The 26,111-nt window shown below is 70.6% G+C and carries 24 protein-coding genes; 6 read left to right on the top strand and 18 right to left on the bottom strand.

Features of this window, described 5'->3' with window-relative positions; translation table 11 throughout:
* Positions 1–61 precede the first annotated feature (61 nt).
* Positions 62–454: a hypothetical protein gene (locus KLK06_RS49225; RefSeq protein WP_214642677.1), complete on the top strand. Its 393-nt coding sequence runs from the start codon at positions 62–64 to the stop codon at positions 452–454.
* Positions 455–479: 25 nt separating this feature from the next.
* On the opposite strand, the gene KLK06_RS49220 is transcribed toward KLK06_RS49225, so the two are convergent.
* The 4 genes from KLK06_RS49220 to KLK06_RS49205 are packed head-to-tail and all read right to left on the bottom strand — an operon-like array spanning position 480 to position 6,380.
* Positions 480–677 carry a hypothetical protein gene (locus KLK06_RS49220; protein ID WP_214642676.1) on the bottom strand — a complete coding sequence of 66 codons (198 nt, stop codon included), beginning with the start codon at positions 675–677 and terminating at the stop codon, positions 480–482.
* 2 nt (positions 678–679) lie between these two features.
* A complete protein-coding gene (locus KLK06_RS49215) occupies positions 680–1,288 on the bottom strand; it encodes a hypothetical protein (RefSeq protein WP_214642675.1) in 609 nt (202 codons plus the stop codon).
* A 28-nt stretch (positions 1,289–1,316) separates the two neighbouring features.
* The gene (locus tag KLK06_RS49210) at positions 1,317–5,270 is read right to left on the bottom strand and encodes an AAA family ATPase (RefSeq protein ID WP_214642674.1); all 3,954 of its coding nucleotides are present in this window, start codon (positions 5,268–5,270) and stop codon (positions 1,317–1,319) included.
* Positions 5,271–6,380: an exonuclease SbcCD subunit D gene (locus KLK06_RS49205; RefSeq protein WP_214642673.1), complete on the bottom strand. Its 1,110-nt coding sequence runs from the start codon at positions 6,378–6,380 to the stop codon at positions 5,271–5,273.
* Positions 6,381–6,486: 106 nt separating this feature from the next.
* Between KLK06_RS49205 and KLK06_RS49200 the strand changes: the two genes are divergently transcribed.
* Positions 6,487–7,980, top strand: a complete 1,494-nt coding sequence (locus KLK06_RS49200) for a S9 family peptidase (protein ID WP_214642672.1) — start codon at positions 6,487–6,489, stop codon at positions 7,978–7,980.
* Here KLK06_RS49200 and KLK06_RS49195 read toward each other — a convergent pair.
* Together KLK06_RS49195 and KLK06_RS49190 are read right to left on the bottom strand one after the other, a co-directional pair.
* On the bottom strand, positions 7,953–8,876 hold the full coding sequence (locus KLK06_RS49195) for an alpha/beta hydrolase (protein ID WP_250907230.1): 924 nt from the start codon (positions 8,874–8,876) through the stop codon (positions 7,953–7,955). The genes KLK06_RS49200 and KLK06_RS49195 overlap by 28 nt on opposite strands.
* A 1-nt stretch (position 8,877) precedes the next feature.
* On the bottom strand, positions 8,878–9,750 hold the full coding sequence (locus tag KLK06_RS49190) for a crotonase/enoyl-CoA hydratase family protein (protein ID WP_214642670.1): 873 nt from the start codon (positions 9,748–9,750) through the stop codon (positions 8,878–8,880).
* Positions 9,751–9,870: 120 nt separating this feature from the next.
* Here KLK06_RS49190 and KLK06_RS49185 point away from each other — a divergent pair, with 120 nt between their 5' ends.
* A complete protein-coding gene (locus KLK06_RS49185; RefSeq protein WP_308168788.1) occupies positions 9,871–11,328 on the top strand; it encodes an LCP family protein in 1,458 nt (485 codons plus the stop codon).
* Here KLK06_RS49185 and KLK06_RS49180 read toward each other — a convergent pair.
* Genes KLK06_RS49180 through KLK06_RS49165 form a run of 4 tightly spaced genes read right to left on the bottom strand, consistent with a single transcriptional unit; the run spans position 11,303 to position 14,637 of the window.
* Positions 11,303–12,259, bottom strand: coding sequence for an asparaginase (locus tag KLK06_RS49180; protein ID WP_214642669.1), 957 nt, complete (start codon positions 12,257–12,259; stop codon positions 11,303–11,305). The two genes, KLK06_RS49185 and KLK06_RS49180, sit on opposite strands and share 26 nt — an antisense overlap.
* A complete protein-coding gene (locus KLK06_RS49175) occupies positions 12,252–13,079 on the bottom strand; it encodes an amino acid ABC transporter permease (RefSeq protein WP_214642668.1) in 828 nt (275 codons plus the stop codon). The genes KLK06_RS49180 and KLK06_RS49175 overlap by 8 nt, the downstream gene beginning before the upstream one ends.
* Positions 13,076–13,720 carry an amino acid ABC transporter permease gene (locus tag KLK06_RS49170; protein WP_214642667.1) on the bottom strand — a complete coding sequence of 215 codons (645 nt, stop codon included), beginning with the start codon at positions 13,718–13,720 and terminating at the stop codon, positions 13,076–13,078. Before KLK06_RS49170 ends, KLK06_RS49175 begins: the two co-directional genes overlap by 4 nt.
* Positions 13,720–14,637: a glutamate ABC transporter substrate-binding protein gene (locus tag KLK06_RS49165; RefSeq protein WP_250907229.1), complete on the bottom strand. Its 918-nt coding sequence runs from the start codon at positions 14,635–14,637 to the stop codon at positions 13,720–13,722. The genes KLK06_RS49170 and KLK06_RS49165 overlap by 1 nt, the downstream gene beginning before the upstream one ends.
* A gap of 106 nt (positions 14,638–14,743) precedes the next feature.
* Between KLK06_RS49165 and KLK06_RS49160 the strand changes: the two genes are divergently transcribed.
* Both KLK06_RS49160 and KLK06_RS49155 read left to right on the top strand, forming a co-directional pair.
* Complete coding sequence (locus KLK06_RS49160) at positions 14,744–15,880, top strand: ROK family protein (RefSeq protein ID WP_250907228.1); 1,137 nt, start codon at positions 14,744–14,746, stop codon at positions 15,878–15,880.
* Positions 15,881–15,967: 87 nt separating this feature from the next.
* Positions 15,968–16,786, top strand: coding sequence for a hypothetical protein (locus KLK06_RS49155; RefSeq protein ID WP_214642665.1), 819 nt, complete (start codon positions 15,968–15,970; stop codon positions 16,784–16,786).
* A 15-nt stretch (positions 16,787–16,801) separates the two neighbouring features.
* Here KLK06_RS49155 and KLK06_RS49150 read toward each other — a convergent pair whose 3' ends face one another.
* The 7 genes from KLK06_RS49150 to KLK06_RS49120 form a co-directional block, all read right to left on the bottom strand.
* Complete coding sequence (locus KLK06_RS49150; protein ID WP_214642664.1) at positions 16,802–17,692, bottom strand: SDR family NAD(P)-dependent oxidoreductase; 891 nt, start codon at positions 17,690–17,692, stop codon at positions 16,802–16,804.
* A 5-nt stretch (positions 17,693–17,697) separates the two neighbouring features.
* Positions 17,698–19,239: an AMP-binding protein gene (locus KLK06_RS49145; RefSeq protein ID WP_250907227.1), complete on the bottom strand. Its 1,542-nt coding sequence runs from the start codon at positions 19,237–19,239 to the stop codon at positions 17,698–17,700.
* A gap of 104 nt (positions 19,240–19,343) precedes the next feature.
* Positions 19,344–19,979 (bottom strand): TetR/AcrR family transcriptional regulator, encoded by a 636-nt coding sequence (locus KLK06_RS49140; protein ID WP_214642663.1) that lies wholly within the window; start codon positions 19,977–19,979, stop codon positions 19,344–19,346.
* A gap of 26 nt (positions 19,980–20,005) precedes the next feature.
* The gene (locus tag KLK06_RS49135) at positions 20,006–21,166 is read right to left on the bottom strand and encodes a thiolase (protein WP_308168787.1); all 1,161 of its coding nucleotides are present in this window, start codon (positions 21,164–21,166) and stop codon (positions 20,006–20,008) included.
* The gene (locus tag KLK06_RS49130; RefSeq protein WP_308168786.1) at positions 21,163–21,561 is read right to left on the bottom strand and encodes an OB-fold domain-containing protein; all 399 of its coding nucleotides are present in this window, start codon (positions 21,559–21,561) and stop codon (positions 21,163–21,165) included. Before KLK06_RS49130 ends, KLK06_RS49135 begins: the two co-directional genes overlap by 4 nt.
* Entirely contained in the window at positions 21,558–22,406 is an 849-nt protein-coding gene (locus KLK06_RS49125; protein ID WP_214642662.1) for a MaoC/PaaZ C-terminal domain-containing protein, read from the bottom strand. The genes KLK06_RS49130 and KLK06_RS49125 overlap by 4 nt, the downstream gene beginning before the upstream one ends.
* A gap of 54 nt (positions 22,407–22,460) precedes the next feature.
* Positions 22,461–23,045, bottom strand: coding sequence for a cysteine hydrolase family protein (locus tag KLK06_RS49120; RefSeq protein WP_214642661.1), 585 nt, complete (start codon positions 23,043–23,045; stop codon positions 22,461–22,463).
* Positions 23,046–23,191: 146 nt separating this feature from the next.
* On the opposite strand from KLK06_RS49120, the gene KLK06_RS49115 reads away from it, so the two are divergent.
* The gene (locus tag KLK06_RS49115; RefSeq protein ID WP_214642660.1) at positions 23,192–23,818 is read left to right on the top strand and encodes a TetR/AcrR family transcriptional regulator; all 627 of its coding nucleotides are present in this window, start codon (positions 23,192–23,194) and stop codon (positions 23,816–23,818) included.
* 212 nt (positions 23,819–24,030) lie between these two features.
* Here the strand turns inward: KLK06_RS49115 and KLK06_RS62735 are convergent, their stop codons facing one another.
* Complete coding sequence (locus KLK06_RS62735) at positions 24,031–26,040, bottom strand: methyltransferase domain-containing protein (RefSeq protein ID WP_214642659.1); 2,010 nt, start codon at positions 26,038–26,040, stop codon at positions 24,031–24,033.
* Positions 26,041–26,111 lie beyond the last annotated feature (71 nt).

The raw sequence follows: 26,111 nt of genomic DNA, 5'->3' as shown, positions 1-26,111 counted from the left end.
GCGGCGTCACAGAGATCCAGGATGTGGAGTGTGACGGCGGCGACAACAGTGGCCGGCCGGGATGAGTCCTGAGGCGCTGCTTCAGGGACCGAACTGGATCGGCGCGCTGCTCTGGGTCGACGGCGACCCGGTGCCGGTGCCGTGTGATCAGGACATGGGCCCGCTGTGCGAGCAGTTCGCCGAATGGCTGGACGATCGCGTCGTCTATGCCGAGCTCGGCGGCCTGTGGGACCATCCGCTGCACGACCCGGTCAAGATCAATCTGCTCGGTGACGTACGCGGACTGCTGATCTGGGACGCGTCGCAACGGGTCCGGCACATCGAGCTCCCTCACCCGACCGAGGCGTGGCGGAGCCCGATACTGCTGGCGTCGGGCGATTCGTGGCGCATCTACCCGGATGGTGAGGCACGCCGGCAGGACCACCCCGACCGCGTGCTGCCGATCCCCCGCTGAGACACCGCGCGAACGCCGAACCGCGTCATTCTTCCGCGTCCCGGGTCCGGTCTTCCGCGGCCTGGATCAGGGCCGCGTCCTGGTAGGCCCGGGTAACGGCGGCGACCATGGCGACCAGCGCGACGATCAGCGCCGCCAGCAGGATGAGTTCCCCCGAAAGGAAGTACACGGGGACCAGCGGCGCGGCGGCCAGGAAGATCCACAGGAGCGGCGTGCCGGGCACCCTCAAAATTTGCTCACCCACAGGTACCAGGGGCCGTCCATGTGCGTATATCCAGTGTGGCTCTCCTCTGGTGGCGGCCCCTTCGGGCTCCAGGCGAACCCGTACTGGTCCAGGAAGCCGGTGCCACTCACCAGGAACCGCGCCCCGCCCTCGTTCGGCTCGATCGACGTCAGCGGATAGAGCCCTACCCACGTGTCACCGATCTCCGTCTCCTCTGCCTGCGAGGCGACCGTGCGCGCGAAGTCCTCCAGGCTCGACTCGGACAGCGCGAACCGGGCAGTGGACGGCACATCGAAGTACACCAGCCCGATCACGGCCACCCCCATGATCGGCGCGGTCAACCAGCGCGGCCAGTGCCTGCGCAACCTGGGACGACCGTCCGAACGCAGCAGACCCACCCCGAATCGGGCGGTCCACACGATGACGGTGCAGAGCGCGATCGCGAGCCCCAGCAGCAAGCCGATGAAGCCGCCGCCGCCAGGCAGGCTGTAGTCGTTCAGTATGATCAGCCCGGCCAGCGCGACCAGGGAATGCAGCACCCATCCCGGGGGGCCGATCAGCACCCGGGTGAGCTCCGGTAACGGTGGTGGTGCGGTGGTGGTTTCAGACACGCCCGAGAGTACCGCGCCTCTGAGATCGTCAGCCTACGCCGACCGCCGACAGGGTGGATCCGGTACGCGTCTTGGAGACCTTGAGCTGCGCCGGGACCCGGGAGCGGAGCTCGGCGACGTGACTGATGATGCCGACCGCCCGGCCTCCGTCACGCAGCCCGTCGAGGATGTCGAGCACGCCGTCGAGCGTGTCCTCGTCGAGCGTGCCGAAGCCCTCGTCCACGAAGAGCGTGCCGATCTCCGCCCCGCCGGCTTCGGCGGTGACCACGTCGGCCAGCCCGAGCGCGAGAGCGAGGGACGTGATGAAGCTCTCCCCGCCCGACAGCGTGGCCGGGTCGCGGTCGACACCCGTCCACCCGTCGGCCACCCGCAACCCCAGCCCGCCCCCGGAACGCCCTCTGGCCCCGGCCGTCTTCCGCAGGTCGTGCCGGAGCAGGTAGCGTCCGGCCGACATGTGGTCGAGGCGCTCGTTGGCGGCGTCGACCACCTGCCGGAGCCGTTCGCCGAGCACGAACGACGACAGGCTCATGCTCCACTGGTTGTCGCTCGACGTGCCGCTGGCCAGCGCCGCCAGCCGCTCGGCCAGCCGATGCCGGTCGGCGGCGGGCTGCCACCGGTCAATGCACGTCGACAGTTCCGCGCCCAGCTCGGCCACCCGCCGTTCGCGCTGTGCGGCCTGGTCCCGGGCCGACGCCAGCGCTGTGTGCGCCCGCTCGGCTTCGTCGCGTGCTGCCTCGGCGGCGGCCAGATCGGGTATGTCCTGCTGCGCGGCGGCGACCAGCTCGGGATCGGCCAGCGTGCTGGTCACGGCCGCGTGCTGCGCGTCGAGCCGCCGCAGCAGCTCCGCCTTGCCCTCCCGCTCGTACTCGCTCCTGGCGGCGGCCTCCACGTCGGCGACGTCGTCGAACCCCGCCTCCAGAGCCGCCCGCCCGGCCGCCTCCACCGCCCTGACCCGCTCAGCCTCGGCGGCGACGGCCGCCAGCGTGGCTTCAAGGGCCTCCCGCAGCAGCTCGGCCTCGTCGTTCAGCCTGGACAGGCGGGCTGTGAGGGTCGAGTCGTCGCCGCGCGCGCTGTCGAGCCGCGCGGTCAGTCGTCCGGCGTCACCGCTGAGCTCCTCTTGTCTGGTACGCCCGGCCGCCAGACGGGCGCTCACGCGGCGCACCCGCTCTTCCAGCGCCACCCGCTCCTGACTGAGCCCGGCGGCCTCCTTTGCCAGCCCAGCCTCCAACCCGGCCGACACCCGGAGCCTCTCCAACTCCTCCTCGGCCACCGCCAGAACAGCGGGCGCCAGCTCAGGACCGATCTCCACTCCCCCACCATCGGCCACCTCGCCAGAGGTCACGCCCCGCTCGGCCCGACCCTGCGCTGAGCCGTCAGCTCCGTCCTCTGCCCGGAGGTCGGCTTGGGAGTCGGACTGGGCGGACCCCGTGGAGCGGCCGGTGTCGGTGGCGGAGACGTTTGTGTCGGTGGCGGGGAGGTGGGTGTCGAGGAGGCCGCTTTGGAGGAGGCGGGTGACGAGGCGGGTGCGTTCGGCCTGGAAGTGGGTGCGGTGGGTGCGGTGGGCCGTGAGGAGTTCGCCGAGTTCGCGGGATTGGTCCCGGACGCGTTCGCGTTCCGTTTCGATGTGGTCCAGCTCGGCGGCCAGGGCGGGCTCGCGTTCGGCGATCGACTCCAGGCGGGCCAGTTGCTCCTGTGCTTGGAGCGCTGCGGACTCCGCTGTGCCGGTGTCGAGGGCGCCTGCGGCTGACACGGCGTCGGCGTGGCGGGATTCGAGGGAGGCGAGTGCGCGTTCGGCCGCCTCTCGTTCGGACAGGGCCGCTTCGTGGGCGCTCTCCGCCGCCTGCTCGTCGTCGGCGGACGGGGCGCTGGGGGCGGGTGAGGCCGGGTGGGGGTGGTGGTCGGAGCCGCACACGGCGCACGGGCTGCCGTCGGACAGGTCGCGTGCCAGCTCGGCGGCCATGCCGTCGATGCGTGCCTGCCGTACGTCCAGCCAGTGTTCGCGCAGGCCCTGGGCTCGGTCCACGAGCGACTGGTGGGCGGCGGCGGCCGACTCCAGCTCGGCGGCGAGGGTCTCACCGCGGTGGGCGGCATCCCGTACGGCCCTGGCGGCTTCCAGCGTCGCGACGGCGGCGGGGATGGCGGCTGCCTCGGCCCGTACCTCGGCGAGGCGGGTGTTGACGTCGGCCAGCCGGGCGGGCAGCTCCGCGTCGGCGGCGGCCACCTCGGCCTCCCGCTGGGTCAGCTCGCCGAACTCCGTGGCCAGCCTGGCCAGCTCCCGGTCGACGCCGATCAGCTCGGCCGCCGCGGTCCGTACGGCCTCGGCCGCCGGGATTCGGGCGGCGTCCAGCCGGGCCTGGGCCAGCTTCCGTTCGGCCTCATCTACGAGTGCGGGCAGGGCGGCGAGCCGGGCGGCGGCGGTCTCGTCCTCGGCGACCAGCCCGGTCAGCTCCTCCTCGACGCGCTGGAGGTCTCGCCGGACCACCAGCAGTCTGGCCTCCTCGGTGAGCAGCTCGGACAGGCGGGCTATTTCCGCCTGCCGGTCCCGCTCCATGGCGCGAAGCCGCTCGGGCTCGACCCATCCGACCAGGTTCGCACCCCGAGGCAGCGCCAGAGCGCCGTCGTGGGACACGCCCTCCTCGTCTGAGGGCGTGTGGGAGGGGTCGGCGAGCGGCCAGTCAACGGGGTAGGCCGCGGGCGCGTCTACGGCGGGCGCGTGAGCGGATGCGCGCGTGAAGGTGGTTTTCAGGAGGGGGTGGGCGCGGGCGACGGCGTCGGTGGCCAGGGCGTGGGACTTGGCGGCGGCTTCGGCGCGCTGGCGGGCGGCTCGGATGAGCGGGAGTACGCGGTCCGCGCGGGCGGCGTCGTCGAGGATGGCCTGGAGTTCGGCGCGTTCTTCGGCTCGCTCGTCGAGGGTGCGGCGCAGAGTCAGAGCCTCGGCGTGGCGGCGCTGGCGGTCGGCCAGCGACGTCGCCTGCTCGAAGCGGGAACGCGCCGAACGCAGCGCGTGCCCCGCCGACTCGTGTTGCTCGGTCGTACGGACGACGACAGCACGGGCGGCAGCGAGCAGCGCTCCGGCCCACCCGATCGGGTCGGTGTCCGCATCGGGCGGCTCCGTGTCGGAACCGGGCGGGACGGTGCCGGAACCGGGCGAGGCGGCTGCCTCCTGCGCTGACCGGCGGCTGCCGGAAGTGTCCGGGCCAGCGGAGGTGTCTGCGGGCAGATCGAAAAGGGCACCAGCAGACGGCAAAGCGGCGTCCGGGGTGGGATTGTCCGCAACGACAGTGTCCGGCGCGGTGATGGCGGTCGGCGTGAGGTCGCCTGCTGCCTCCTCCAGTCGCTGGATCGCGAAGTCCACCTGCTGTCGCAGCTCCTGCTGCTCCCGCCAGGACGTCTTGCGGTGTTCGGCCAGCCAGGACTCCGTCTGGGTGAACACCTTCACGGTGAACAACCGCTCCAGCAGCCGCCGCCGGTCATCCCCATCGGCGCGCAGGAACCTGGCGAAATCGCCCTGCGGCAGCATCGCGACCTGGCAGAACTGGTCGGCGTTCATGCCGAGCAGCCCGCCCACCAGGTCCCCTGCCTCGTCGGCGCGGGTCGTCAGGCCGTGCCAGGAGGAGCCGACCCGTTCCTCGACGATGACCTTGGCCTTCTCCTCGGTGAACCCGGACCCGCGCAGCTTGGGCCGCTGCCACACCGGAGAACGCTGGATGCGCAGTAAGCGGCCACGCACTGACACCTCGAGCGAGACCGAAGGCCCGACGGACGGCGGGGCGTGGTCGCAGCGCAGCGCGCGGGCGCTGTTGCGCTGGCCCGGGACCTGGCCGTAGAGGGCGAAGCACAGGGCGTCGAGGATCGTGGTCTTGCCCGCGCCCGTGGGTCCGTGGACGAGGAAGAGACCCGCCTCCGTCAGCGCGTCGAAGTCGACCGTCTCCGAACCGGGGAAGGACCCGAAGGCCGTGAGCGAGAGCCGGTGCGGCCGCATCTACGCCATCGTCTCCTTCACCCGGGATGCCTCGATGGCCTGTCTTAGCAGGTCTTCCTCGTCAGGTGCGGCAGGCTCGCCGCGTACCTCCCGGACGAAATCGAGTGCCACCTCCGCCTCGGGCCGCCCGCTGAGCCGTGCGGGCTGGGCGGCGGGACCGCCGCCTGAGGGCTCGAACGAGAGGGCGAGGGTGTGGGGGAAGCGGGCGCGCAGCCGGTCCATGGCGGATTTGGGGCGGATCGGGTCGGTCAGGATGACCTGGAGCCAGTGGTCTTCCATAGGGGCGTATTCCGGGAATGTCAGGAGGTCCTCCAGCAGGCCGCGCAGGCGGCCGACCGGGCGGGGCACGGGCGCGGGTACGAAGTCGACGGTTGAGCCGAGCGTGACCAGCCACGACCCCTTCTTCTGGTTGACCTCCGAGAAGGAGTAGGCCAGGGGCGAGCCGGAGTAGCGGACCGTCTCCGACATCCGCTGGCGGCCGTGCAGGTGGCCGAGCGCGACATAGTCGACCCCGTCGAACGCCGACAGCGGCACGTGCGCCACCCCGCCCACGCTGATGTCGCGCTCGCTGTCGCTGGCCTCTCCCCCGGTGACGAAGGCGTGGGCCAGGACGACGGAGTGGCGGTGTCGTACGGCATCGGCACGTACGTGTGCCATGGCATGGGACAGTGCGGCGGTGTGGCTGCGGTCGGGCAGCTCCCACGGACCGCGGACCAGCTCGGGCTCCAGGTAGGGGATGCCGTAGAAGGCGACGTCGTCCACGAGGATCGGCTCCCAGGCGCGGGACGGGTCGGTGCGCAGGTGGACCCCGGCGGCGTCGATCAGGTCGGCGCCGAACCCGAGCCGCCGCGCCGAGTCGTGGTTGCCGCTGATGAGCACGGTGCGGGCGCCGGTGCCCATCAGGCGGCGCAGCGCGTCGCCGCACAGCGCGACCGCGTCGACCGGCGGCAGGGCCCGGTCGTAGACGTCGCCCGACACCACCACCACGTCGACCCGCTCGGCGCGCACCGTCTCGATCAGGTGATCGATGAACGCGGCCTGGCCCTCGAGCAGGCTCTCGCGATGGAACGATCGCCCCAGGTGCCAGTCGGAGGTGTGCAGGATCCGCATTCGCAGGAAGCTAACAGTTCCCACCGACAAATGTGGTCCCCTGGGTCACAGAACGCGGGAGTAGGCTGAAAGATCAGCGGGCAAATCAACCCACATGGGGAGGCCGATGCGCACTGGCCGTGGCACCTTGAGCGTCGCCGCCGGTTTGGTCCTGGTGGTCCTTGCCTCGGTCGGCTACGTTCTGCCACCCGCTTTCAACCCTCCGCCGCTCCAGGCGGATCATACGATGCAGGCGCTCCCGCCCCAGCCCGCCAACGAGCTGCGGCCCGTGGCCGCGGTGGATCCCGTACGGCGCCAGGAGATCTCGCTCCCGGCGGAGGGCCAGTCACTGGTCGGAACGGTCCGCGCCCCGACGACGCCGGGACGGCATCCGGCGATGGTGTTCGTGTCGGGGTCGGGCAACGGCTCGCGGACCGAGTTCACGCCGCAGGCGGAGTTCCTGGCCAAGGCGGGCGTGGTGACGCTGGCGTTCGACAAGCGGACGGTCGGCTACAACTTCCGCGACCGCGACTTCGGGCTGCTCGCCGACGACGCGCTGCGCATGGTGGAGTACCTGCGTACACGCCCCGACGTGGATCCCCTGCGTACCGGGCTGTGGGGGGTCAGCGAGGGCGGCTGGGTGGTGCCCATCGCGGCGGCCAAGAGCCTCGACGTGGGGTTCACGGTGCTGGTGTCGTCGCCGAACGTGTCCCCGCTCAGGCAGGTGGCCTGGGCGCTGAACGAGCAGTTGCAGCGCCTGCACGCGCCGATCGGCGTGCGCGACCTGCTGACCAGGGCGATGGGCGGGGTGGGCTTCGACTTCCTGCGCTATGACGCGACGCCCGCGCTGCGCCAGATCAGGCAGCCGGTGCTGGCGTTCTACGGGACGATGGACCCGTCCATCCCGTTCGTGGAGTCCAGCCAGTCCCTGATCTCCGCGCTCAAGGTGGCGGGCAACGACCGGTACACAGTCCGCTTCATGGACAAGGCCGACCACGCCATGCGGATCAACGGCGGCCCGTTCGCGCACGGCTACCTGGAGACGCTGGCGAACTGGATCCTCGGCCTGCCCGGCACCGCGCGGCCCACTGTGCACGTGGCGGGCGCGACGCCGGTGCAGCGCTTCGAGGCCAGCGACGTCCCGGCCGCTCCGTGGTACGCGGGCGGCACGATGCTGGGGCTGACGATCTGCCTGGCCGCCGTCGGCTACGTGGCCGGTCCCGTCGCCGCGATGGTGGTACGCCTGCGCGGCCGCCGGCAGACTCCGGCCGACACCAACGCCAGGCTCTGGCCGCCGATCAGGCGCCGGCTGCGCCGGATGGCGTGGACCGGGCTGGGGCTGCTGGCCTCGGTGGTGGCGTTCATCACGGTCCTGGTGCTGTTCTCGGTGAACCAGGCGGGGGCCTGGCCCGCCGTGCTGGCCGGCTGGCTGGTGGTGCGGCTGCTGGCCGTGCTCATGCTGGTGCAGGAGGTCACGGCGGTCGCGGCGGTCGTGGCGGGGCTGCGTGAGGGCATGCGGCCGAGCCGCTGGCAGCACGTGGCGATCGCGGGCGTGCTCGGCGGTACGGGGCTGCTGCTGGTGGCCGCGGCCTATTACGGGTTGTTCGCCTTCCCCTGGTAGACGAAGGCGTTCAGCCACCGGTCGATCTCGGCGAACACCTGCTCGCGCACCGGCTCGGCCGACAGCACCAGGTCGTGCATCCCGTCGGGGATGCGTACGCAGGTGACGTGCGGGCCGACAGAGGTGGCCCAGCGGGCGATATGGCGGGGATCGAGTACGGTGTCCGCCGAGCGGGCCTCGGGGACGAAGTCGCGGATCCGTAATCCCGTGGCCGAGGCGAGCACGAGGACCGGCACGTCCACGTTCAGCCCGGCGTGCAGCCGCCGCTGCGCCCTGCGGATGGCGGCCAGCCAGGTGGCGTGCACGGAGAAGCCGCCGAGCGGCTTGAGCTCCAGGTCGTAGTCCCATTCGCCCTGTTCGGTGCGGTGCAGGCTCTGGCCGTACGCGACGCTGACGCCCAGCGGCAGCGCCCGGCTGAAGTACGACAGCGGCGTCTTGAGCAGGTCGGCGGCGAGGCGGAGCGGAGCGGGCACGTTCAGGTCGAAGAACGGGCTGTTGAGCACGACCCCCTGCACCAGGCCCCGGCCGCGGACGCGGTCGGCCCACAGGGAGGCGACCAGGCCGCCGGTCGAGTGCGCGTTGATCGTCAGCTCGTCGTGGTCCTGCCTGATGACGCGGACGGCCTCGTCGATCTCCGGAAAGTATTCGGTGACGCTCCTGACCAGGCCCCTGGTCTGGTGGGGCAGCAGCGACCTGCCGTACTTACGCAGGTCGAGGGCGAAGAAGTCGACGCCGCGGCCGACGTAGTGGTCGGCGAGGTGGTCCTGGAAGAAGTAGTCGGTGAAGCCGTGGAGGTAGAGCACCGCCCTGCGGGAACCGGCTCGTCTGGAGATCAGCGTCGCCACGACGTCGCCTTCGAAGTCGGGCGGCATGGGCAGAACGGTGGTGTCGTACATGCTAGCCACCATAAGGATTTACCGGCCAAGTCGGCACACCGCCTGGCAGGTCCTCACTGACCTTCATCGGGAACTCGGCCGGCCGCTTCTCCAGGAACGCCGTCACCCCTTCCACGGTGTCGGGCGCGGACCCGAGCTCGGCCATCAGCCGGGAGTCGGCCGCGTGCGCCTCCCACGGCGACGAGGCCGACAGCCCCGACCACATCAGGCGGCGGATCGCGGCGACTGACACGGCGGAGGTGTTGTCGGCGATCTCCCGGCCGAGCGCGTAGGCGGCGGGCAGCAGCTCCTCGGCGGGCACCACGCGGGACACGAGACCTCCCGCCAGCGCCTCGGAGGCGGGGAACACCCGCCCGGTGGCGGCCCACTCCATGGCCTGCGCGATGCCGACGAGCCTGGGCAGGAACCAGCTCGACGCGGCCTCGGTGACGATCCCCCGGCGGGCGAAGACGAAGCCGAACTTGGCGGTGTCGGCGGCGAGCCTGATGTCCATCGGCAGTGTCATCGTGACGCCCACGCCCACGGCGGGGCCGTTGATGGCGCCGATGACCGGCTTGAGCGACCGGGCGATGCGCAGCGCGACCGTGCCGCCGCCGTCGCGCGGTGCGCCCGCCACGAGCTCGCCGGGCTCGCCGTGGAAATCTCGGTGGCTGAAGGTGTCACCGCCGCCGCTCAGATCGGCCCCGGCGCAGAAGGCCCGGCCCGCGCCGGTCACCACGACGGCGCGCACCTCGTCATCGTCATCCGCGAGGTCAAAAGCCTTTACCAACTCTCCGCGCATCGTAAAGGTGAACGCGTTGAGCCGTTCGGGACGCTTCAATGTGATCGTGGCGATCCGGTCCGTCACGCCGTACTCGATCTGGGAGAAGGACATGCACCGAATCTTATTCGGCGACTAATGTTCACTCTCCCCTCGAGACATATTTCGCATTCTGTCCATAGGCTGCCGCCTCGATTCGGCCTACGGTGAAGTTCGCGGGGAAACGGGGATGGCGTGAGGCAGGCAATTAAACCGGTGCGGGCGTGGGCGGTTCTCGGCTGGCTGGCGCTCGCCGTGGTCGCGCCGGGAGCGGCGCATCTGCGCGCCGGATGGCGCAAGACGGGGCTGATACTGCTCAGCTGTTACGCGGCCGGCCTGCTCGGGTTGCTCGCCGTCCGGCTGAGCACCGACAACCTGCTGGGCGAGCTGCAGGAGAACAGCTGGCTGACGGGCGTGGCCGCCGGCGCCGCCGCGCTCGGGGTGGCGTGGTTCGCCCTGATCGTCCACTCGTTCATCGTGCTGCGGCCCGGCAGCCTGCCGCAGGGCGGGCAGATCCTGGCGGGCACCTTCGCGGGACTGCTCGCCGTCGTGGTCGTGCTGCCGTTCGGGATGGGCGCGAACATCGCCTGGACGTATCGCCAGACGCTCAACAACATCTTCGTGAACGACGGCAACCCCGACCCGCAGGCCGAGGAGAAGATCCGGCCCGAGGACCCATGGGCGGGCCGCACCAGGGTGAACATCCTGCTGCTCGGCGGCGACGCCGACGACAACAGGATCGGCGTGCGCACCGACAGCATGAACCTGGCCACCATCGACGTGAAGACCGGCAACACCGTGCTGATCAGCCTGCCGCGCAACCTGGAGAACGTCCGGTTCCGGCCGGGCACGCCGATGGCCCAGCACTTCCCGAGCGGTTTCCGGCTGCCGCCCGATCCGGGCGGTGGCCGCAGCGACCTGCTCAACAGCGTCTGGGAGTACGCCGACGCGCATCCGGAGATCTTCGGCGGCAAGCAGCACCAGGGCCCCAGGGTGCTGATGGACACGATCGGCTACACCCTCGGGCTCAAGGTCGACTGGTACGCGCTGGTCAACATGTGGGGGTTCGCCCGGCTGATCGACGCGATCGGCGGAGTCAGGATCTCGGTCGAGCAGGACGTGGTGTTCGGCAAGTACAACGAGGGCCTGGTCAAGGCGGGCACGCGCAAGCTGAAGGGCGCCGACGCGATGTGGTACGCCCGCTCGCGCACCTTCAGCGACGACTACACGCGGATGCGCCGTCAGCGCTGCGTGATCGGCGCGCTGCTCGACCAGGCCGATCCGGCGACGGTGCTGACCCGGTTCAACAAGATCGCGTTCGCCACCAAGGAGCTGATCAAGACCGACATCCCGCGGCCGATGCTCAAGCACCTGGTGCCGCTGGCGCTGACGGTCAAGAACGCCAAGGTGACGAGCGTCCAGTTCGTACCGCCGCTGATCAGCACCGCCTACCCCGACTGGGCGAAGATCCGCACCATCACCGAGAAGGCCGTCCACGACTCCGCGGCCAGCCGTCCCGTCGCGGCCACGGCCTCCGCGGCGCCGTCGTCGTCCTCGTCGCCGTCCTCGTCACCGTCGCCGTCGAAGTCGCCCAAGAAGCAGAAAGAGAGCGACCCCACCAAGACCCTTACCGAGGGCTGCGGCTCGGCGTGACGATCTGGCCGACCGGCGCGCCGCCGCCGAGCACGGCCACGCTCTCGAACGCGGCGGCCGAGGACACCTCGCAGCCCATCTCGCGGAGGACGGCCAGGGCGATGACGGTGGTGGCGCGCGGGCTGCCGTCGATGACCTTCACCGCGACCGAGTGCCCGGAGTCCATCGCCACGACCAGCACCCCTTCCGCGCCGCCCTTGGCCAGGGCGCCGGGCAGGGCGCGCATGAGCTCGGTGTTCTGGTGGCCGGTCCCGCCGACGTACTCGGGGTGCTCGCGCATCGCGTCGGCGACCTGGCGGGGCGCGCTGCCCGGCGTGGCGAGCACGAGCGCCTGCACGGCCCGCGCCAGGCCGGTCAGCGAGAGCCCGAACACCGGCGCCCCGCAGCCGTCCACGGCCACGTGGGCGGCCTTCTCCCCCGCCAGCTCCTCGGTGATCGAGAGCACCTTGCGCTGCACCGGGTGCTCCGCGGACAGGTAGGAGTCCACGTCCCAGTCGTTGGCCACGGCGGCGGCCAGCATCGCGGCGTGCTTGCCGGAGCAGTTCATCCGCTCGCGGGAGACGCCCTGGCCCTGCCTGATCAGCGCGTGCATGGTGGCCTGGTCCTCCGGCCAGCTCGCCGGGCAGCCGAGCGCCCCGAAGTCCAGCCCGTAGTCGGCCAGCAGCTCGCCGACCAGCCGTACGTGGAAGTCCTCGCCCGTGTGGCTGCCCGCGGCGATCGCCAGGCGCGGTCCGCTCAGGGCGGCGCCCGCGACGAGGCAGGCGAGCGCCTGGAACGGCTTGCCTGACGAGCGGGGCAGGATCGGCGTCTCCACCCGGCCGAGCGCGACCTCGGGCCGGCCCGACGGGTCGAGGCCGACGGCGCTGCCGTAGTGGACGCTCTCGACGAACCCGGAGCGCACGACCTCGGCGAGGAGGGCGAGTTCAGGCACGGGTGGATCTCCTTCGGGGGATGCCGGGGCCCGCGCGCCGGCGGGCCTCCAGCGTACGGGCCAGTTTGGACAGCGACGCGTTGACCACCAGGTAGACCAGCGCGACGACGAGGTAGGTCTGGATGAGGTAGCCGTTGTAGGCGGCCAGGACCTTGCCGCTGTAGAGCAGCTCGGCGTAGCTGACGACGTATCCGAGCGCGGTGTCCTTGAGCAGCCCGACCGACTGGCTGACGATCGAGGGCAGCACCCGGCGGGCGGCCTGCGGCAGCACGATCAGGCGCATGGCCTGGCCGTGGGTGAGGCCGATCGCCAGGCCCGCCTCACCCTGGCCGCGCTCGATGGAGCGGATCCCGGCGCGGAAGATCTCGGCGAACGCCGCCGCGTTCGACACCGACAGCGGCACCACGAGCTTCCAGAACAGCGGCAGGTCCAGCCCGTACTTCGGCAGCGCGAACAGCACCACGTACACCAGCAGCAGGGCCGGGATGGTCCTGACCACCTCGACGTACACGGCGGCGGGGACGCGCAGGAAGCGGTGGCGCGACACCCGGCCCAGGGCCAGCACCAGCCCGAACGCCATCGCCAGTGCGGCCGAGACGACCGCGGCCAGCGCGGTGGACCACAGTCCGGTCAGGAGATAGCGCCACATGGGCCAGGTGGCGTACGGCTGCCAGCGCGCGGCGTCGAGCTGCCCGTTGGCGGCGAACTGCCGGACGGCCAGTGCGAGCAGCGCCAGGGCGGCGAGCGTGCCGATGACGGTCGCGATCCGGATGCGCCGCCGCGCCCTGGGGCCCGGCTCGTCGAACAGAGCGGTACTCATCGCAGGATCACCAGTCGTCGTTCGAGCCGCCCGGTCACGAAACCGGCGCAGGCGGCGATCAGCGCGTACGCCGCGCCCGCGCCGACGAAGATCGGGATGGGCTGGGCTTCGAGAAGGTTCACCCGGTTCGCCGCCGCGGTCAGGTCGACGACGCCGACGGCCGCCGCGAGCGCGGTGTTCATGGTGAGCGCGATGAAGATGTTGCCGATCGGCTGCACCACCGTACGCAGCGCCTGCGGCAGGATGACGTGCCGCAGGGACTGGGTGAACGTCAGCCCGATCGCGCGGGCCGCCTCGCCCTGCCCCTTGGCCACCGAGTTCACGCCGGACCGCAGCGCCTCGCCGATGTAGGCGGCCTCGTACACGGAGATCACCGCGATGGCCGTCACCTTCAGGTCGGCCTGGACGCCGATCTCCGGCAGGCCGAAGAACGCCAGGACGAGCAGGACCAGCAGCGGCAGGTTCTGGAAGGTCTCCACGTAAGCGGTGCCGAGGGCGCGCAGCACCCGTACCGGGCTCACCCGCAGGGCGGTGACCAGCACGCCCAGCACCGCCGCGCCGAGGAACGACGCGGCGGTGAGCTGGAACGTCACGAGCAGTCCCTGCCACAGTTCGGGCAGGTGATCGAGGAGGACGGACATCAGGACCCCGGCACGGAACCGATCTGGGGCGGCTGCGGAGCATCGCCCACGACGACCGTGCCGATGGAGTTCTTCCAGATCTGCTGCCAGACCCCGGCGTCCTGCATCTTCTTCAGCCAGGCATTGGTGAACGTCTTGAACTGGTCGTCACCGTGCTCGAGCCCGATGCCGTACGGGTCGACGGTGAAGGGCTTGGTGACGATCTGGATCGACGGGTCCTTCTTGGCATCGGCGATCAGCAGCGTCTCGTCCTGGACGTAGGCGACGCCGCGGTCCTGCTTGAGCGCCTGGAGGCATTCCGGGTCGCTGCCGAACGTGATGATCTCGGCCTGCGGCGCGAGCTTCTTGATCGCCGGAATGGCCGGCGTGTTCGCCCCCGCGAGGACCTTCTTGCCGTTCAGGTCCTCGGGCTTGGCGATGCCCGTCGCACCCTTCTTCACCGCGATGGTCAGACCGGAGGTGTAGTACGGCCCGGCGAACGCGACCTGCTTCGCCCTTTCCGGCGTGATCGTGTACGTCTGGAAGACGACGTCCACGGTGCCGTTGGCGAGCAGCGCCTCACGGGTCTCCGAGGCCGAGTTGACGATCTTCACCTTGGGCTGGCCGATGATGTACTTCGCCAGTGCCTTGCCCAGATCGGCGTCGAAGCCCTCGACCTCGCCGGTGGCGGGGTTCTGCTGGGAGAGCAGCGGCGCGTCCAGCGAGCCGCCGACGATCAGCTCGCCGCGCTGCTTGATCTTCTCCATGGTGGAGCCGGGCAGGATGTCCGCGGCGGCGGCGACAGGTGCCTGCGCGAGCACGTCGTCCTTCGCCTTGGCCTGCTCCGGTACGGCTCCCGGTACGGCGGGGCTGCTCGTCTCGCCGCAGGCCGCCAGGCCTAACAGGGATACGGCGACGGCAGCGACCAGTCTCTTCATGAGCATCCACTTCCTTCGAAATCGAAGATGAAGCGGAACGTAGTGGGAGATTTCGTACTAAGTCAATACGTTGTCGCAGGAAGTCTGGACATGGTATTCCTCTCACATGGATCAGCGGCTGCCCGTGAGCGGGGCACAGGGGGACCTGCTGCGGCTCGTGGCCACCGGCAAGGCCGAGTCCCGGGCCGACCTCGCCCGCTTATCGGGCCTGGCCGCCTCCAGCGTGTCGCTCCGGGTCGAGGAGCTGATCTCGCTGGGGCTGCTCGGCGAGGAGGGCTCGGGCACGTCGCGGGGCGGGCGGCGGCCCAGGCGGCTGCGCCTGTCGCCGTCGGCGGGGGTGCTGGCGGTCGCCGACCTCGGCGCGCACCACGCCCGGCTCGGGCTGCTCGACCTCAGCGGTGTCCCGCTCGTGATCGAGGAACGCCCCTGCGAGATCGCCCGGGGCCCGGCGGCCACGCTCGACCTCCTGTCGGACGCCTTCGACGAGCTGCTGGCCGTACATGTGCCCGGTGACGTGCCATTACGCGGGGTGGGCACCGGCATCCCCGGCCCGGTGGACCCGGCGACGCGCCGGGTGGTCACGCCGTCGCGCATGCCGGGCTGGAACAACTTCCCCGTCGCCGAGCATCTGGGGCTCCGCTACGACCTGCCGATCCTCGTCGAGAACGACGCCAACCTCATGGCCGCCGGCGAGGCCAAGCACTGGCCCGGCTGCGACAACCTCATGGTGCTCAAGGCCGGGACCGGCATCGGCTGCGGCGTGATCGTCAACGGCCACCTGCACCGGGGCCGGGGCGCGGCGGGCGACATCAGCCACGTACGGGTACGTTCGGACTCGTCCGTCCTGTGCGCCTGCGGCCATCCCGACTGCCTGGAGGCGTACGCCAGCGGTGCCGCCCTCATGTCGGCCCTGGCGGACTCCGGGATCACGGTGGCCCGGCCGGCGGACATCGTGGGCCTGGTGAACGACGCGATCCCCGAGGCCACCAGCCTGGTACGGGGCGCGGGGCGGCGGATCGGCGAGGTCCTCACGGTGTTGGTCAACTTCTTCAACCCGGACGTGATCGCGGTGGGCGGCAGCCTGTCGGCCGCGGAACCGCTGATCACCGCCATCAGGGCGGCGGTGTACGAGCGCTGCCTGCCACTGGCCACCCGCGACCTGGAGATCGCCCCGGCCCGCGCCGGCCGAGACGCCGCCCTCCTGGGCGCCGGAGCGCTTTTGCTGGAGGCGGCGCTGGCTTAAGGCGGGACAGGTGGGGGTGGCGTTAATGTACATCGAGAAATGGAAAGCGCTCCCGACCCACCATCTCGTCTCAGACAGTGAGGTTCTTTGCCGCCGACCGCGTTACGACTCGTTTTCCTCTTCACCGCCGCGCTCCTGATCGCCGGATGCACCACCACAACGACACCGGTCGATACCGAGACCGCGAATCCGGTCGCCGAACAACCGGTGCCGCAGAATTCGACGGAAGAAGACGAAGAAGAAACGGGCTACATCGAGATCTGCGTCAAGAAGAAGACACGCGTGCGGGTCAACTATCGACCCTGCGACGATGCGGAGCCCGGCATCGCCTGGTATTTTTTCCCGCTGACCGCCCGGATCCCCGCCACCGGCTCGAAGGCGAAGCGCGGCTCGTTCAAAGAGCCGCGGGGCTCGGGCTACCGGGCTCCCGCGAAGGGCGGCCTCGGCTCGGACGTGATGCTCACCGACGTCGACGACCGCGTCAAGGTCTGCGTGCGGAAAGCCACCCGGATCCGCTTCGCGAACATCAGGTGCGACGACGGCGAGAAAGGCTACGGCTGGTACTACATCCGCATCGACGGCTCCGTTCCGGCGATGGCCAAGAAAGCCGACGACGGCTCTTTCCGTGAGCCGTACGCCGAGGCCTACAGCGCTCGCCGCAGCGGCGGTGACGCCGCCAAGGCGGCCATCGGTTACCAGGATCCGGACGCGCCCGAGCCCGAGGAAGAGGAGAGCGATGAGGAGTACTGCACCACGACCATCAATAACGAGTGCGTCGCCACCAACGAGTGCACGGAAACGGTGAATGGCGTCTGCACCAAGACCGAGGACGGTTACCTAAGTACGCCGTCCAGCAAAAAATGCCGCAATGTCTGGGTGCGCAAGCGCTGGACCCGCCGCTGCTGAGGAAACGGACGCGGCTCAGCCGCGTGGGACGAAGACGCTGGGCGGCGGTCCGTCGGCGACCGGACGGAAGTTGCTCTCCACCACCCGTGCCAGGTGCTCGAACTCCCACGGCCCGGTGCCGTTGACCTGGCGGATCACCTCGGGGTTGCTGTAGAGGCCGACCTCATAGCCCATCGCGGCGACCGTACGGCCGCTCAGCCAGCCCGATCGCTCGCTGGCCAGGTAGAGCGCGATCGGCGCGATGTTGTCGGGGGCCAGCTCGCCGGGGTCGCCCTCAGCGGGGAGCACACCGGTGAGGCGGGTGGCGGCGCCGGGGGCGATCGCGTTGGCCGTCACCCCGTAGCGGCCCAGTGCCTGCGCCAGGGAGTACGTCAGGCCGACGACGCCCATCTTGGCGGCGGCGTAGTTGGGCTGTCCGGGCGAGCCCTGCAGGCCGGAGACGGACGTGAAATTGATGATCCGGTAGTTGCCGTCGGGGTTGCGTTGCCCGCGGAAGTACGCCGACGCGGGCCGGATCGTGCTGTAGTGGCCCTTGAGATGCACCCGGATGACCGCGTCCCAGTCCTCCTCCGGCAGGTTGAAGATCATGCGGTCGCGGAGGATGCCCGCCACGTTCACCAGGACGTCCAGCTTGCCGTAGCGCTCGACGGCGGTCGCGACCAGCCGCTCACCGGTCGCCAGGTCGGCCACGTCGCCGTCGTCGGCGACGGCCTGCCCGCCGGAGCCGTTGATCTCCTCGACGACCTGGTGCACCGGGGCCTTGTCGCCGCCGACCCCGTCAGGTGCGGAGCCGAGATCGTTGACGACGAGTGAGGCGCCTTCACGGGCGAAGGCGCGGGCGAGCGCGGCGCCGATGCCGCGGCCTCCGCCCGTGATGACGGCGACACGGCCGTCGAGTACTCCCATGACACTCACCTTTCGTTGACGTAGTGGTCGCGCAGGCGGCGGCGTTGCAGCTTGCCGCTGGCGGTGCGGGGGAAGTCGGCGCGGAATTCGATGCGCCGGGGCCGCTTGTAGGAGGCCAGCCCGTCCGCGCAGTACGCCGCCAGCTCGCCGGCCAGCGCCTCCCCTGGCACGGCGTCCGGCGAGGGCTGGACCACGGCCAGCACGCTCTGGCCCCATTCAGGGTCGGGTACGCCGATGACGGCCACGTCGGCGACCGCCGGATGCGCGATGAGGTGCTGCTCGATCTCGGCCGGGTAGATGTTCACCCCGCCGGACAGGATGAGGTCGTCGCGGCGGTCGAGCAGGTACAGGTAGCCGTCCTGGTCGAACCAGCCGATGTCCCCCACGGTGGCCAGGCCGCCGACCCGGCCGGCGGCCGTCTTGGCCGGGTCGTTGTGGTACTCGAATCCGATCCGGCCGGTGCCGAAGTAGATGGTGCCCGGCTCCCCCTGCGGCACCTCGGCGCCATTCTCGTCCAGGAGCCGCACCGTGACGCCCGGCGCCGGCCTGCCCACCGTTCCGGGCTTGGCCAGCCATTCCTGCGGGCTGACCAGGCTCACGATCCCCTCGGTCGCCCCCAGGTACTCCCAGACGATCGGGCCCACCCAGTCGATCATCTGCCGCTTGACCGTGACCGGGCACGGCGCGCCCGCGTGGACCAGCCTGCGCAGGCTGGACAGGTCGTAGCGGTCGCGTACCTCGGAGGGCAGGCGCAGCATCCGGTGGAAGTGGGTGGGCACCAGGTGGCTGGTGGTCACCTGGAACCTCTCGATGTCGCGCAGCACCGCCTCGGGGTCGAACTTCCGGTGACACACCACCGTGTGACCCAGATGCAGCGCGCCGATCGCGAACCCGCCCGGAGCCGCGTGGTACAGCGGTGAGCAGACCAGGTGGGCCTCTCCGTCGTCGGCGGTGAAGCCCAGCGTCCGCAGGAACGCGGCGTGTCCCGCCGCCACCTGTTCGGGGCTCACTTCCATGAGCCTGCCTCTGACGCCTTTGGGCCGCCCCGTGGTGCCGGAGGTGTACGGCATCAGCGAGCCCGCGGTGCGTCCATCCGGTTCGGCGGGTGATCCGGCGAGTTCCTCGTACGGGCGCCACCCCGCCACGTCGCCTCCGGCGGCGAAGCGTGCCGCGGGCAGGCCGGCCGACTCACCGGCGAGGCTGCCGGCCAGGTCGGCGTGGGCGACGAGCACCTTGGCGCCGCTGTCGCGCACGATGAAGGCGACCTCGGCGGGCTCCAGGTGGGTGTTGATGGGCACCAGGTACATGCCGACCTGCGCGACGGCGAGGACCAGCTCGAAGTAGACGGCGTCGTTGTGCACCATCATCGCGACGACGTCTCCCTTGGCCAGCCCGAGGGATCGCAGCCCGTTGGATCGGCGGTTGACGTTCCGCAGCAGGTCGCCGAAGGTGAGCCGCTCACCGTCCGGGCCGATCAGGGCGGTCCGGTCGGGATGGGAGGCGGCGATGCGGTAGAAGCCCACCGCCGTCGTGTCGATCATTGTCATGCCCACGCCCTTTCGCGCCACGATGATTCGTGAGGGCCTAGTGGTTTCGGACGGAAAACGTCCGTATTTTGACGCTAGAACGGTGCCTCGCGGCGTGTCAAGGATCAATCTTCGAGGTCGCCGGGGCGGTGGCCGAGGGCCGACAGGACAAAATCGACCACCTGCTCGGCGTACTCGGCCGCGCGCGCCTCCAGCGCGGACATCCTGCTCGCCGGTGTCGTCAGCACGTGGTTGGTCACGATGCCGGCGACGGCGTCCAGCAGCAGCGCCGGAGAGGTGCCGACGGGCAGCTCGCCGCGCTCGATGGCGCGCAGCACGACGGAGCGGCCGATCCGGGTGCGCTCGCGCTGCAGCTCGTCCATCGCCTGGCCGAACAGCTCGGGATAGACCTTGGCCTCGACCTGCGCGCGGAGCACGACCAGGCCCCGGCGGCCCACGTAGCCCTCGATCATGGCCGTGGCCATCCTGATCAGGTCAGGGCGCAGCGATCCCGACTCCTCGAACGAGGGGGCCTGCGAGCTCCAGGAGGCCAGCGCCGCCCCGATGAGCTTCTCCTTGCTCCCCCACCTGCCGTACAGGGCGGCCTTGCCCACCCGCGCCCGGCGTGCCACCACGTCGAGGCTGAAACCGGCCCAGCCCACCTCGGCGTACAGCTCGAGCGTCGCGTCGAACACCCGCGCCTCCAGATCCGGGTCGGGAGTCCGGCCCCGGCCGGACGATCTCAGCGACGGGCTCGGCATACCGTCAGTGTGCCAGGCGCCGCCCACTACGGCTCGCGGCCCGCCAGCACCAGACTCGCGCCCGCCGCGAAGAAGATTCCCACTCCCTGGACGAAGCTGAGCTGGGCGCCGGGCACCTGGGCGTCGGCTTCGCCCCGCAACTGCCGCACGGCCTCCTGGATGGCGAACATCCCGTACATTCCGGTGTGGGTGTAACACAGGCCGCCTCCGTTGGTGTTCATGGGCAGGGCGCCGCCCGGCCGGGTGTGGCCCTCGGCGATGAACGCGCCCGACTCCCCATAGCCGGTGAACCCCAGGTCCTCCAGCATGTACAGCGGCAGGTGGGCGAAGGCGTCGTAGCACATCAGGTGGTCGATGTCGCCGTGGCCGACCCCGGCGGTGGCGAACGCCTCCGCCCCGGCGCGCCGGAACGCCGCGCTGGTGCCGAGGTCGTCCATCTGAGAGACCGCCGGCGTCTCCGACGATTCGCCGGAGCCGAGCAGGTACACCGCCCGCGAGCCGGCGGGCAGGTCCGCGGCCCGTTCCCGGCTGGTCAGGACGAGTGCGCCGCCGCCGTCGGTGACCACGCAGCACATGTCCTTGGTGAACGGATAGGCGATCATCGAGGCGTCCAGCACCTCCTCCACCGTCACGGTGTCGCGGCGCATGGCGCGCGGGTTCTTGGCCGCCCACTCGCGCTGGGCCACCACGACCTGGGCCAGATCCTCCCGGCCCATGCCGCGATCGTGCAGGAACCGCAGCGCCGGAACGGTGAACGTCGAGTAGGGCATGATCGCGCCGTACGGCATCTCGAACTGGCCGGACGGCGAGGAGGCGCCCATGCTGTAGCCCGGCGCGCCCACCCGGGACCGGCCCGACTCTCCGTGGGTGATGAGCACGACGTCCGCGGCGCCGGCCGCGATCGCCGCGGCGGCGTGCCGTACGTGGATCAGGAAGCTGCAGCCCCCGACATTGGTCCCGTCCAGCCAGCGTGGCGCGATGCCCAGATGGTGGGCGACCTCGATGGGCGACGGTCCCGCCGTGGCCACCCCGTCCACGTCGGCCAAGGTCAGGCCCGCGTCCTTCAGCGCGCGGCGCGCGGCCTGCGCGTGCAGCTCGATCATCGACGTGCTCGGGAGTACGCCGATCTCCTCGGTCTCGGCCGCGCCCACGATCGCGACGCCGCCTCCGTGCATCCCGCCACTCACGTGGCCGCCTCCTCCGGCTCGAACACGGGCAACACCGCGCCGGAGCGCTCCTCGAAGGCCACGGTCAGGCGCATGTCCAGCGGCAGGTTCTCCGGGATCGGCTCGATCCCGACGATGTTGGTCATGAGCCGGGGTCCCTCGTCCAGCTCCACCACCGCGATCACGGGCGACACGCTCTCGAACCCCGGGAACGGGCGGTGGTTGATCACGTACGAGACCAGGCGGGCCCGTCCCGACACGCCGGTCCACTCGACGTTCTCGGATGCGCAGAAGCGGCAGGCGGGCCTGGGATAGAAGTAGTGACGCCCGCAGTCCAGGCAGCGCTGAACCCGCAGCTCACCCGCCCGGGCGGCCTCCCAGTACGGGGCCGTCTCGGGCGTCGGCTGCGGCTTCACCGCGACACCCTGGCGAACCGGCCCCGGTCGAGCACCACCGTCTCGCCCACCTTGGTCACGAAACGAGAGGTCTCCCCGTCGTCCCAGATGTGCACGGCGAGCTCCTGACCGGGCAGCACCGGGGCGGCGAAACGAGCCGACATCATCCCGAACCCCGCCGGATCCGAGCCGCACAACGTGTGCAGCAGCGCCCGGCCGGTGAACCCGTAGCTGCACAGGCCATGCAGGATCGGCCGCTCGAACCCCGCCCGCCCGGCCAGCCACGGATCGGAGTGCAGCGGATTGCGGTCCCCGCTCAGCCGGTACAGCAGCGCCTGGTCGGGCCGCGTCGGATAGACCACGACGTGGTCGGCGGGCCGATCCGGCGCGGCCCACGGAGCCGACGTGCCCCGCTCACCTCCGAACCCGCCCTCTCCCCGGATGAAGACGCCGGTGCCGACCTCGGCGATGAGCCGGCCGGTGTCGGCGTCGAACAGCGACGACTCCATGACGATCAGGGCGCCCGACCCCTTGTCGTAGATCCCGGTCACGCGGGCGGAGGTCCGCGAACGGCCGTGCGTCGGGATCGGCCCTCGCACGCTGATCGTCTGCTCGGCGTGCAGCAACTGCGCGAGATCGAAGTCACCCAGTTTGGGGCCGGCTCCCGTGCCACCGAGCATGACGGCGAACGTGGGGAGCACCTGCTGGATGACCCCGTGCGAGTTCTCGGTGGTGAACGACAGCTCGGCCAGCGGGTCCTGCGCGCCCGCGCCCACCCCGAGTGCGTACAGGATCGCGTCCGTCGAGGTCCAGGCGCGGCCCTCCGACTCCCAGGTCTGCCCCACCAGGTCGAGGTTCAACGACATGTGAGCTCCTTCCCAAGGGACAAACTAATACAGACGATAATCGTCCGTAAAGAGCTACCCTTCGCTCAGCTGGTCGAACAGCTCACGCCATTTGCCGACCGTGGCGAACACGACGTCCATCGCGGCCAGCGCCGTGTCCCGCGACTCTCCGTAGGCGGTCGTGCAGTCACTGGCCACGTAGGGATCGAAGTCGCGCTGGTCGGCGGATCGCACCGTGGTCTCCAGGCAGACGTTGGTGAGGATGCCGGCGAAGAGCAGGCGGCTGACCCCCAGGCCGCGGAGCAGGACTTCGAGATCGGTGTACAGGAAGGCGTCGTAGCGGTTCTTGTCGATGACGTGGTCGCAGGCGGCGGGGGCGAGCTCGTCGATGATCTCGGCGTCCCAGGAGCCCCGTACGAGCGGCTCCGGATCGCGTGGCCACAGCTTCGTCGAACGTACCGGCATGTCGATCAGGCCGGGACGGAAGACATGCCGCGTGTAGATCACCGGCAGGCCGGCCGCCCGCGCGGCCGTGAGCAGTTCCACGTGCGCGGCGACGACCGCGGGCAGGTCGGGCAGCTCGGCTCCCAGGGACGCGATGGAGCCCTGGGGATGGCAGAACGCGTTCTGCATGTCGATGACGAGGACGGCGGCGTTCATCGGCGCTTCCTTCGCAATGGTCGGGCCCTCACAAGAAACAGAATCCACTCTCAGATATCAACCCTCGCGAGCCCCGTCAACGCCGCACCCGGCACGAAGCTATGGTTGAGGGCGCATCAGTGGACTCGAGCACCGGGGACTCCGCTATGACGACCACGCCGGCCCGGCCGGCCACCGAGGCGCAGCGCGCACGTTTCCTCCGCATCCTCGACGTGGCGACGATGCTGGTCACGACCGGCGGCGAAGAGGCCCTTCAGATGAGCGACCTGCCGTCGCTCGCTCATGTGTCGCTGGCGGCGCTGTACCGGTATTTCCCGTCCAAGCAGCATCTGCTTTTCGCGCTGGTGGAGCACCATCTGGAGTCCGTGCTCGCCAAGACCCAGCCCAACCGGCGCGCGGGGCAGCCGGTTCGCGAGCGTGCCGCGGACCACATGCTCCGGCTCTTCCGCGTCGACCAGCGCGTGCCGAAGCTGGGTGCCGTGGTGCGGCGTCTCAGCTCCCTGACCGACCCCCACTTCAGCGCCGAGCGCGACCGCCTGACCCGCCTGCACATGGAGATCGTCCAGCGGGCGGTCGGCCCTATGTCCGACCATCAGCGACAGGTCATCTGGGTGGTGATCGGCACGGCCGACGCCGCGATCCAGCACTGGATGGCCGGCATCCTGACGCCCGGCGAGGTGCGCTTCCAGATCCTCACGGCGTGCCGCCTGCTGGACCTTCCCGCCGACCAGATCGCGGCGGACCGCCGGCTCGCGGACCGCGAGCCCGCCTGATCGACCGGCGGGCGCCCACCCCCATTTCCAGAATTGCTTCTGGTTTTCGCCCGGCCGACGCTTCGCTCCGCCGCCGCGACGGGAGCGCCTTGAGGTCGTCGATCGCCGCATGCCCCGGCTCACGATCCAGAAGGCCGGAGACTGGGCAAGGCGGGTCCAGGGTCACGGGAGAGGGCAGGCCGAGGTCTGGGTGCGGCGGGACCGGCGTCAGATCACCGCAATGCGGCGGGGCGGCGGAAGGTGGCGCGGCAGCGGTGGCGTTCCGGGTCGCGGAGGTCCTCGATGCGGTCCTCTACCAGGCCATCGGATGCGAAGGACGCGATCTCGGACGGGGTGAGGGGCCAGGGCGGGGCGAACACCGGGCCGCCCTCCTCGCGGGCCGAGGCGATGACCAGGAGCGAGCCGCCCGGCCGGACGAAGCCGGCGACCGAGGCGATGGCCGGTGCGTGGAGGTGTTCCGGCAGGGCTTGGACGGTCATGACCTCCACCACCAGGTCGAACGCCTGGCGCCACTCGGCGGGCGGGGCGAGCAGGTCGGCGGCGCGGTAGTCCACCGTGGAGCCCGGGAAGCGCTCCTTGGCCAGGCGTACGGCCGACTCGCTGACGTCGAAGGCGACCGTGTCGTAGCCGAACCGCGACAGGTACTCGGCGTCGTCACCCAACCCGCATCCCACCACCAGCGCTCGGCGGCCCACACCGACCTCCGAGCCCGAACCCGGTCTCATAGGGAGCCACTCGACGAGCAGCGGGTGGGGGCTCTGCGAATCCCACGGGACGATCGCCTCGCCCGTCTCCGACTCCGCGTACAGGCGCTCGAACCAGCCCGTCGGATCGCCGGCCGCCAGCGACTCCGCCGCCAGCCGCCGGGAGTCCGCGTCCCGGTCCCTCTCTGTCACAGGTCCTCCAAGTTCGAGTCCGTACGGCAGTCCCTGCCCTGCTTTATCAGCCAGTGCCACCACATCGACCGTATCGCCCAGGGGTCCGACGAGGCTGCGTTGCCGGAGAACGTCGGCGACGTAGCCCATCCGCCGCAACGCGCCGTCGAAGAACGGGATCAGCACGCAGACGGCCGGGCTGGGGTGAGGGCACGGCTCAGCGTGCTCCCAGGAGAGCTCGCCCGCCCGGCCGTCGACGGCCAGTTGGACGACGTCGCGAGCGGTGGCCTCCCGCCCCAGCAGCGTGCTCGCGGCGGCGATCACCATGGCCCGGCCGTGCTCGTGAATCGAGCCCCACGCGTCCCAGGGCACGTCATGCAGGGAGTGGGACGGGATGCGCGAGTTGGCGGCCTTGGTGCGCTCCCACAGGACGACCTGCCCGAGCCTGCGTTCCAGCTTCTCCGCGACACCGAGGACGACCGGGTAGGCCGCCACCTCGACAGGCTCACCGGCGTTCCAGCCGAGCTCCTGGAACAGCCTCGCCTCGTGGCGGTACAACTTCTCCGCCAGGTAGACGTCGACGTTCGGCTGCATCCGCGCGAGCAGGCCGTCTTCTCTGATCTTCCACAGGAAGCTCTGGTAGATGTCGGAAACGTAACCCCATTCAGGCGACATCGCCGGGAACGCGTATCGGTCGAGGTGCCAGAAGAAGGCGGAGTCGACCATGTAGGCGCGCCGCGTGGCGTGTGCCAGGAGGTCGCGTCCTACGACTTCGGCGGTCGTCGACCAGAGATCGCTGCGGATCCGGTAAGCGTGTTCGCGCAGCCACTCCCGTTGTGGCAGCGACTTGCCCTCCGCCTCTCGGCCGCCGTCCATGAAATTGAGGCGGAGGATCCAGCGCATGCACCAGGACGCCGATGGTATGAGGTTGATCTCCCTGACGACCAGAGCACGCAGATCGTCCTCGTCCAGCCCCATCAGCAGCGGCAGGCCCAGGTAGAAGAGGCATCCGTCGCGGCGGACGCGCCATGCCGCCATGCGAGGCCAGGCACTCAGCCTGACCTTGACCGAGGTGGGCCGCCAGCCCGCCTCCTCAAACGCCGAGTCGAGGACGCGACGCAGCCGCGGATGATCGTCCAACGGCAGGCGCGGGTATCTCCAGCGGCCCCGAGGCCACCAGGCCATGGCTCCGGAGATCAGGCAGGTGGCGAGGACCGCTGGCGGCAACAGCGACACCGGGAATTCGAGCGGTGGCACCACATACAGGAAACCGACCCCCACAGCACCGACAGCGGCCAGGCGAACGAGCAGTTGCAGCCACTCCGGCCCCAAGCTCCCGGGGGTCACACGCAGGATGACAACAAGCGTCCGCCACTTGGTTAACGCCGGTACATCCTTCACTGCGAGCCCCTTTATCG

It is taken from the genome of Nonomuraea sp. NEAU-A123 (assembly GCF_018603905.1).
GTDB lineage: Bacteria > Actinomycetota > Actinomycetes > Streptosporangiales > Streptosporangiaceae > Nonomuraea.
The sequence above is the reverse complement of the archived record's forward strand: the minus strand, read 5'-3'. Positions and strand labels throughout refer to the sequence as shown.

Bases quoted from the DNA above. Each gene is read 5' to 3' on its own strand.
- KLK06_RS49225 (WP_214642677.1), top strand. From the start codon at position 62: ATGAGTCCTGAGGCGCTGCTTCAGGGACCGAACTGGATCGGCGCGCTG.
- KLK06_RS49210 (WP_214642674.1), bottom strand. From the start codon at position 5,270: ATGCGGCCGCACCGGCTCTCGCTCACGGCCTTCGGGTCCTTCCCCGGT.
- KLK06_RS49205 (WP_214642673.1), bottom strand. From the start codon at position 6,380: ATGCGGATCCTGCACACCTCCGACTGGCACCTGGGGCGATCGTTCCAT.
- KLK06_RS49200 (WP_214642672.1), top strand. From the start codon at position 6,487: ATGCGCACTGGCCGTGGCACCTTGAGCGTCGCCGCCGGTTTGGTCCTG.
- KLK06_RS49195 (WP_250907230.1), bottom strand. From the start codon at position 8,876: ATGTACGACACCACCGTTCTGCCCATGCCGCCCGACTTCGAAGGCGAC.
- KLK06_RS49190 (WP_214642670.1), bottom strand. From the start codon at position 9,750: ATGTCCTTCTCCCAGATCGAGTACGGCGTGACGGACCGGATCGCCACG.
- KLK06_RS49175 (WP_214642668.1), bottom strand. From the start codon at position 13,079: ATGAGTACCGCTCTGTTCGACGAGCCGGGCCCCAGGGCGCGGCGGCGC.
- KLK06_RS49170 (WP_214642667.1), bottom strand. From the start codon at position 13,720: ATGTCCGTCCTCCTCGATCACCTGCCCGAACTGTGGCAGGGACTGCTC.
- KLK06_RS49165 (WP_250907229.1), bottom strand. From the start codon at position 14,637: ATGAAGAGACTGGTCGCTGCCGTCGCCGTATCCCTGTTAGGCCTGGCG.
- KLK06_RS49160 (WP_250907228.1), top strand. From the start codon at position 14,744: ATGGATCAGCGGCTGCCCGTGAGCGGGGCACAGGGGGACCTGCTGCGG.
- KLK06_RS49150 (WP_214642664.1), bottom strand. From the start codon at position 17,692: ATGGGAGTACTCGACGGCCGTGTCGCCGTCATCACGGGCGGAGGCCGC.
- KLK06_RS49145 (WP_250907227.1), bottom strand. From the start codon at position 19,239: ATGACAATGATCGACACGACGGCGGTGGGCTTCTACCGCATCGCCGCC.
- KLK06_RS49140 (WP_214642663.1), bottom strand. From the start codon at position 19,979: ATGCCGAGCCCGTCGCTGAGATCGTCCGGCCGGGGCCGGACTCCCGAC.
- KLK06_RS49125 (WP_214642662.1), bottom strand. From the start codon at position 22,406: ATGTCGTTGAACCTCGACCTGGTGGGGCAGACCTGGGAGTCGGAGGGC.
- KLK06_RS49120 (WP_214642661.1), bottom strand. From the start codon at position 23,045: ATGAACGCCGCCGTCCTCGTCATCGACATGCAGAACGCGTTCTGCCAT.
- KLK06_RS49115 (WP_214642660.1), top strand. From the start codon at position 23,192: ATGACGACCACGCCGGCCCGGCCGGCCACCGAGGCGCAGCGCGCACGT.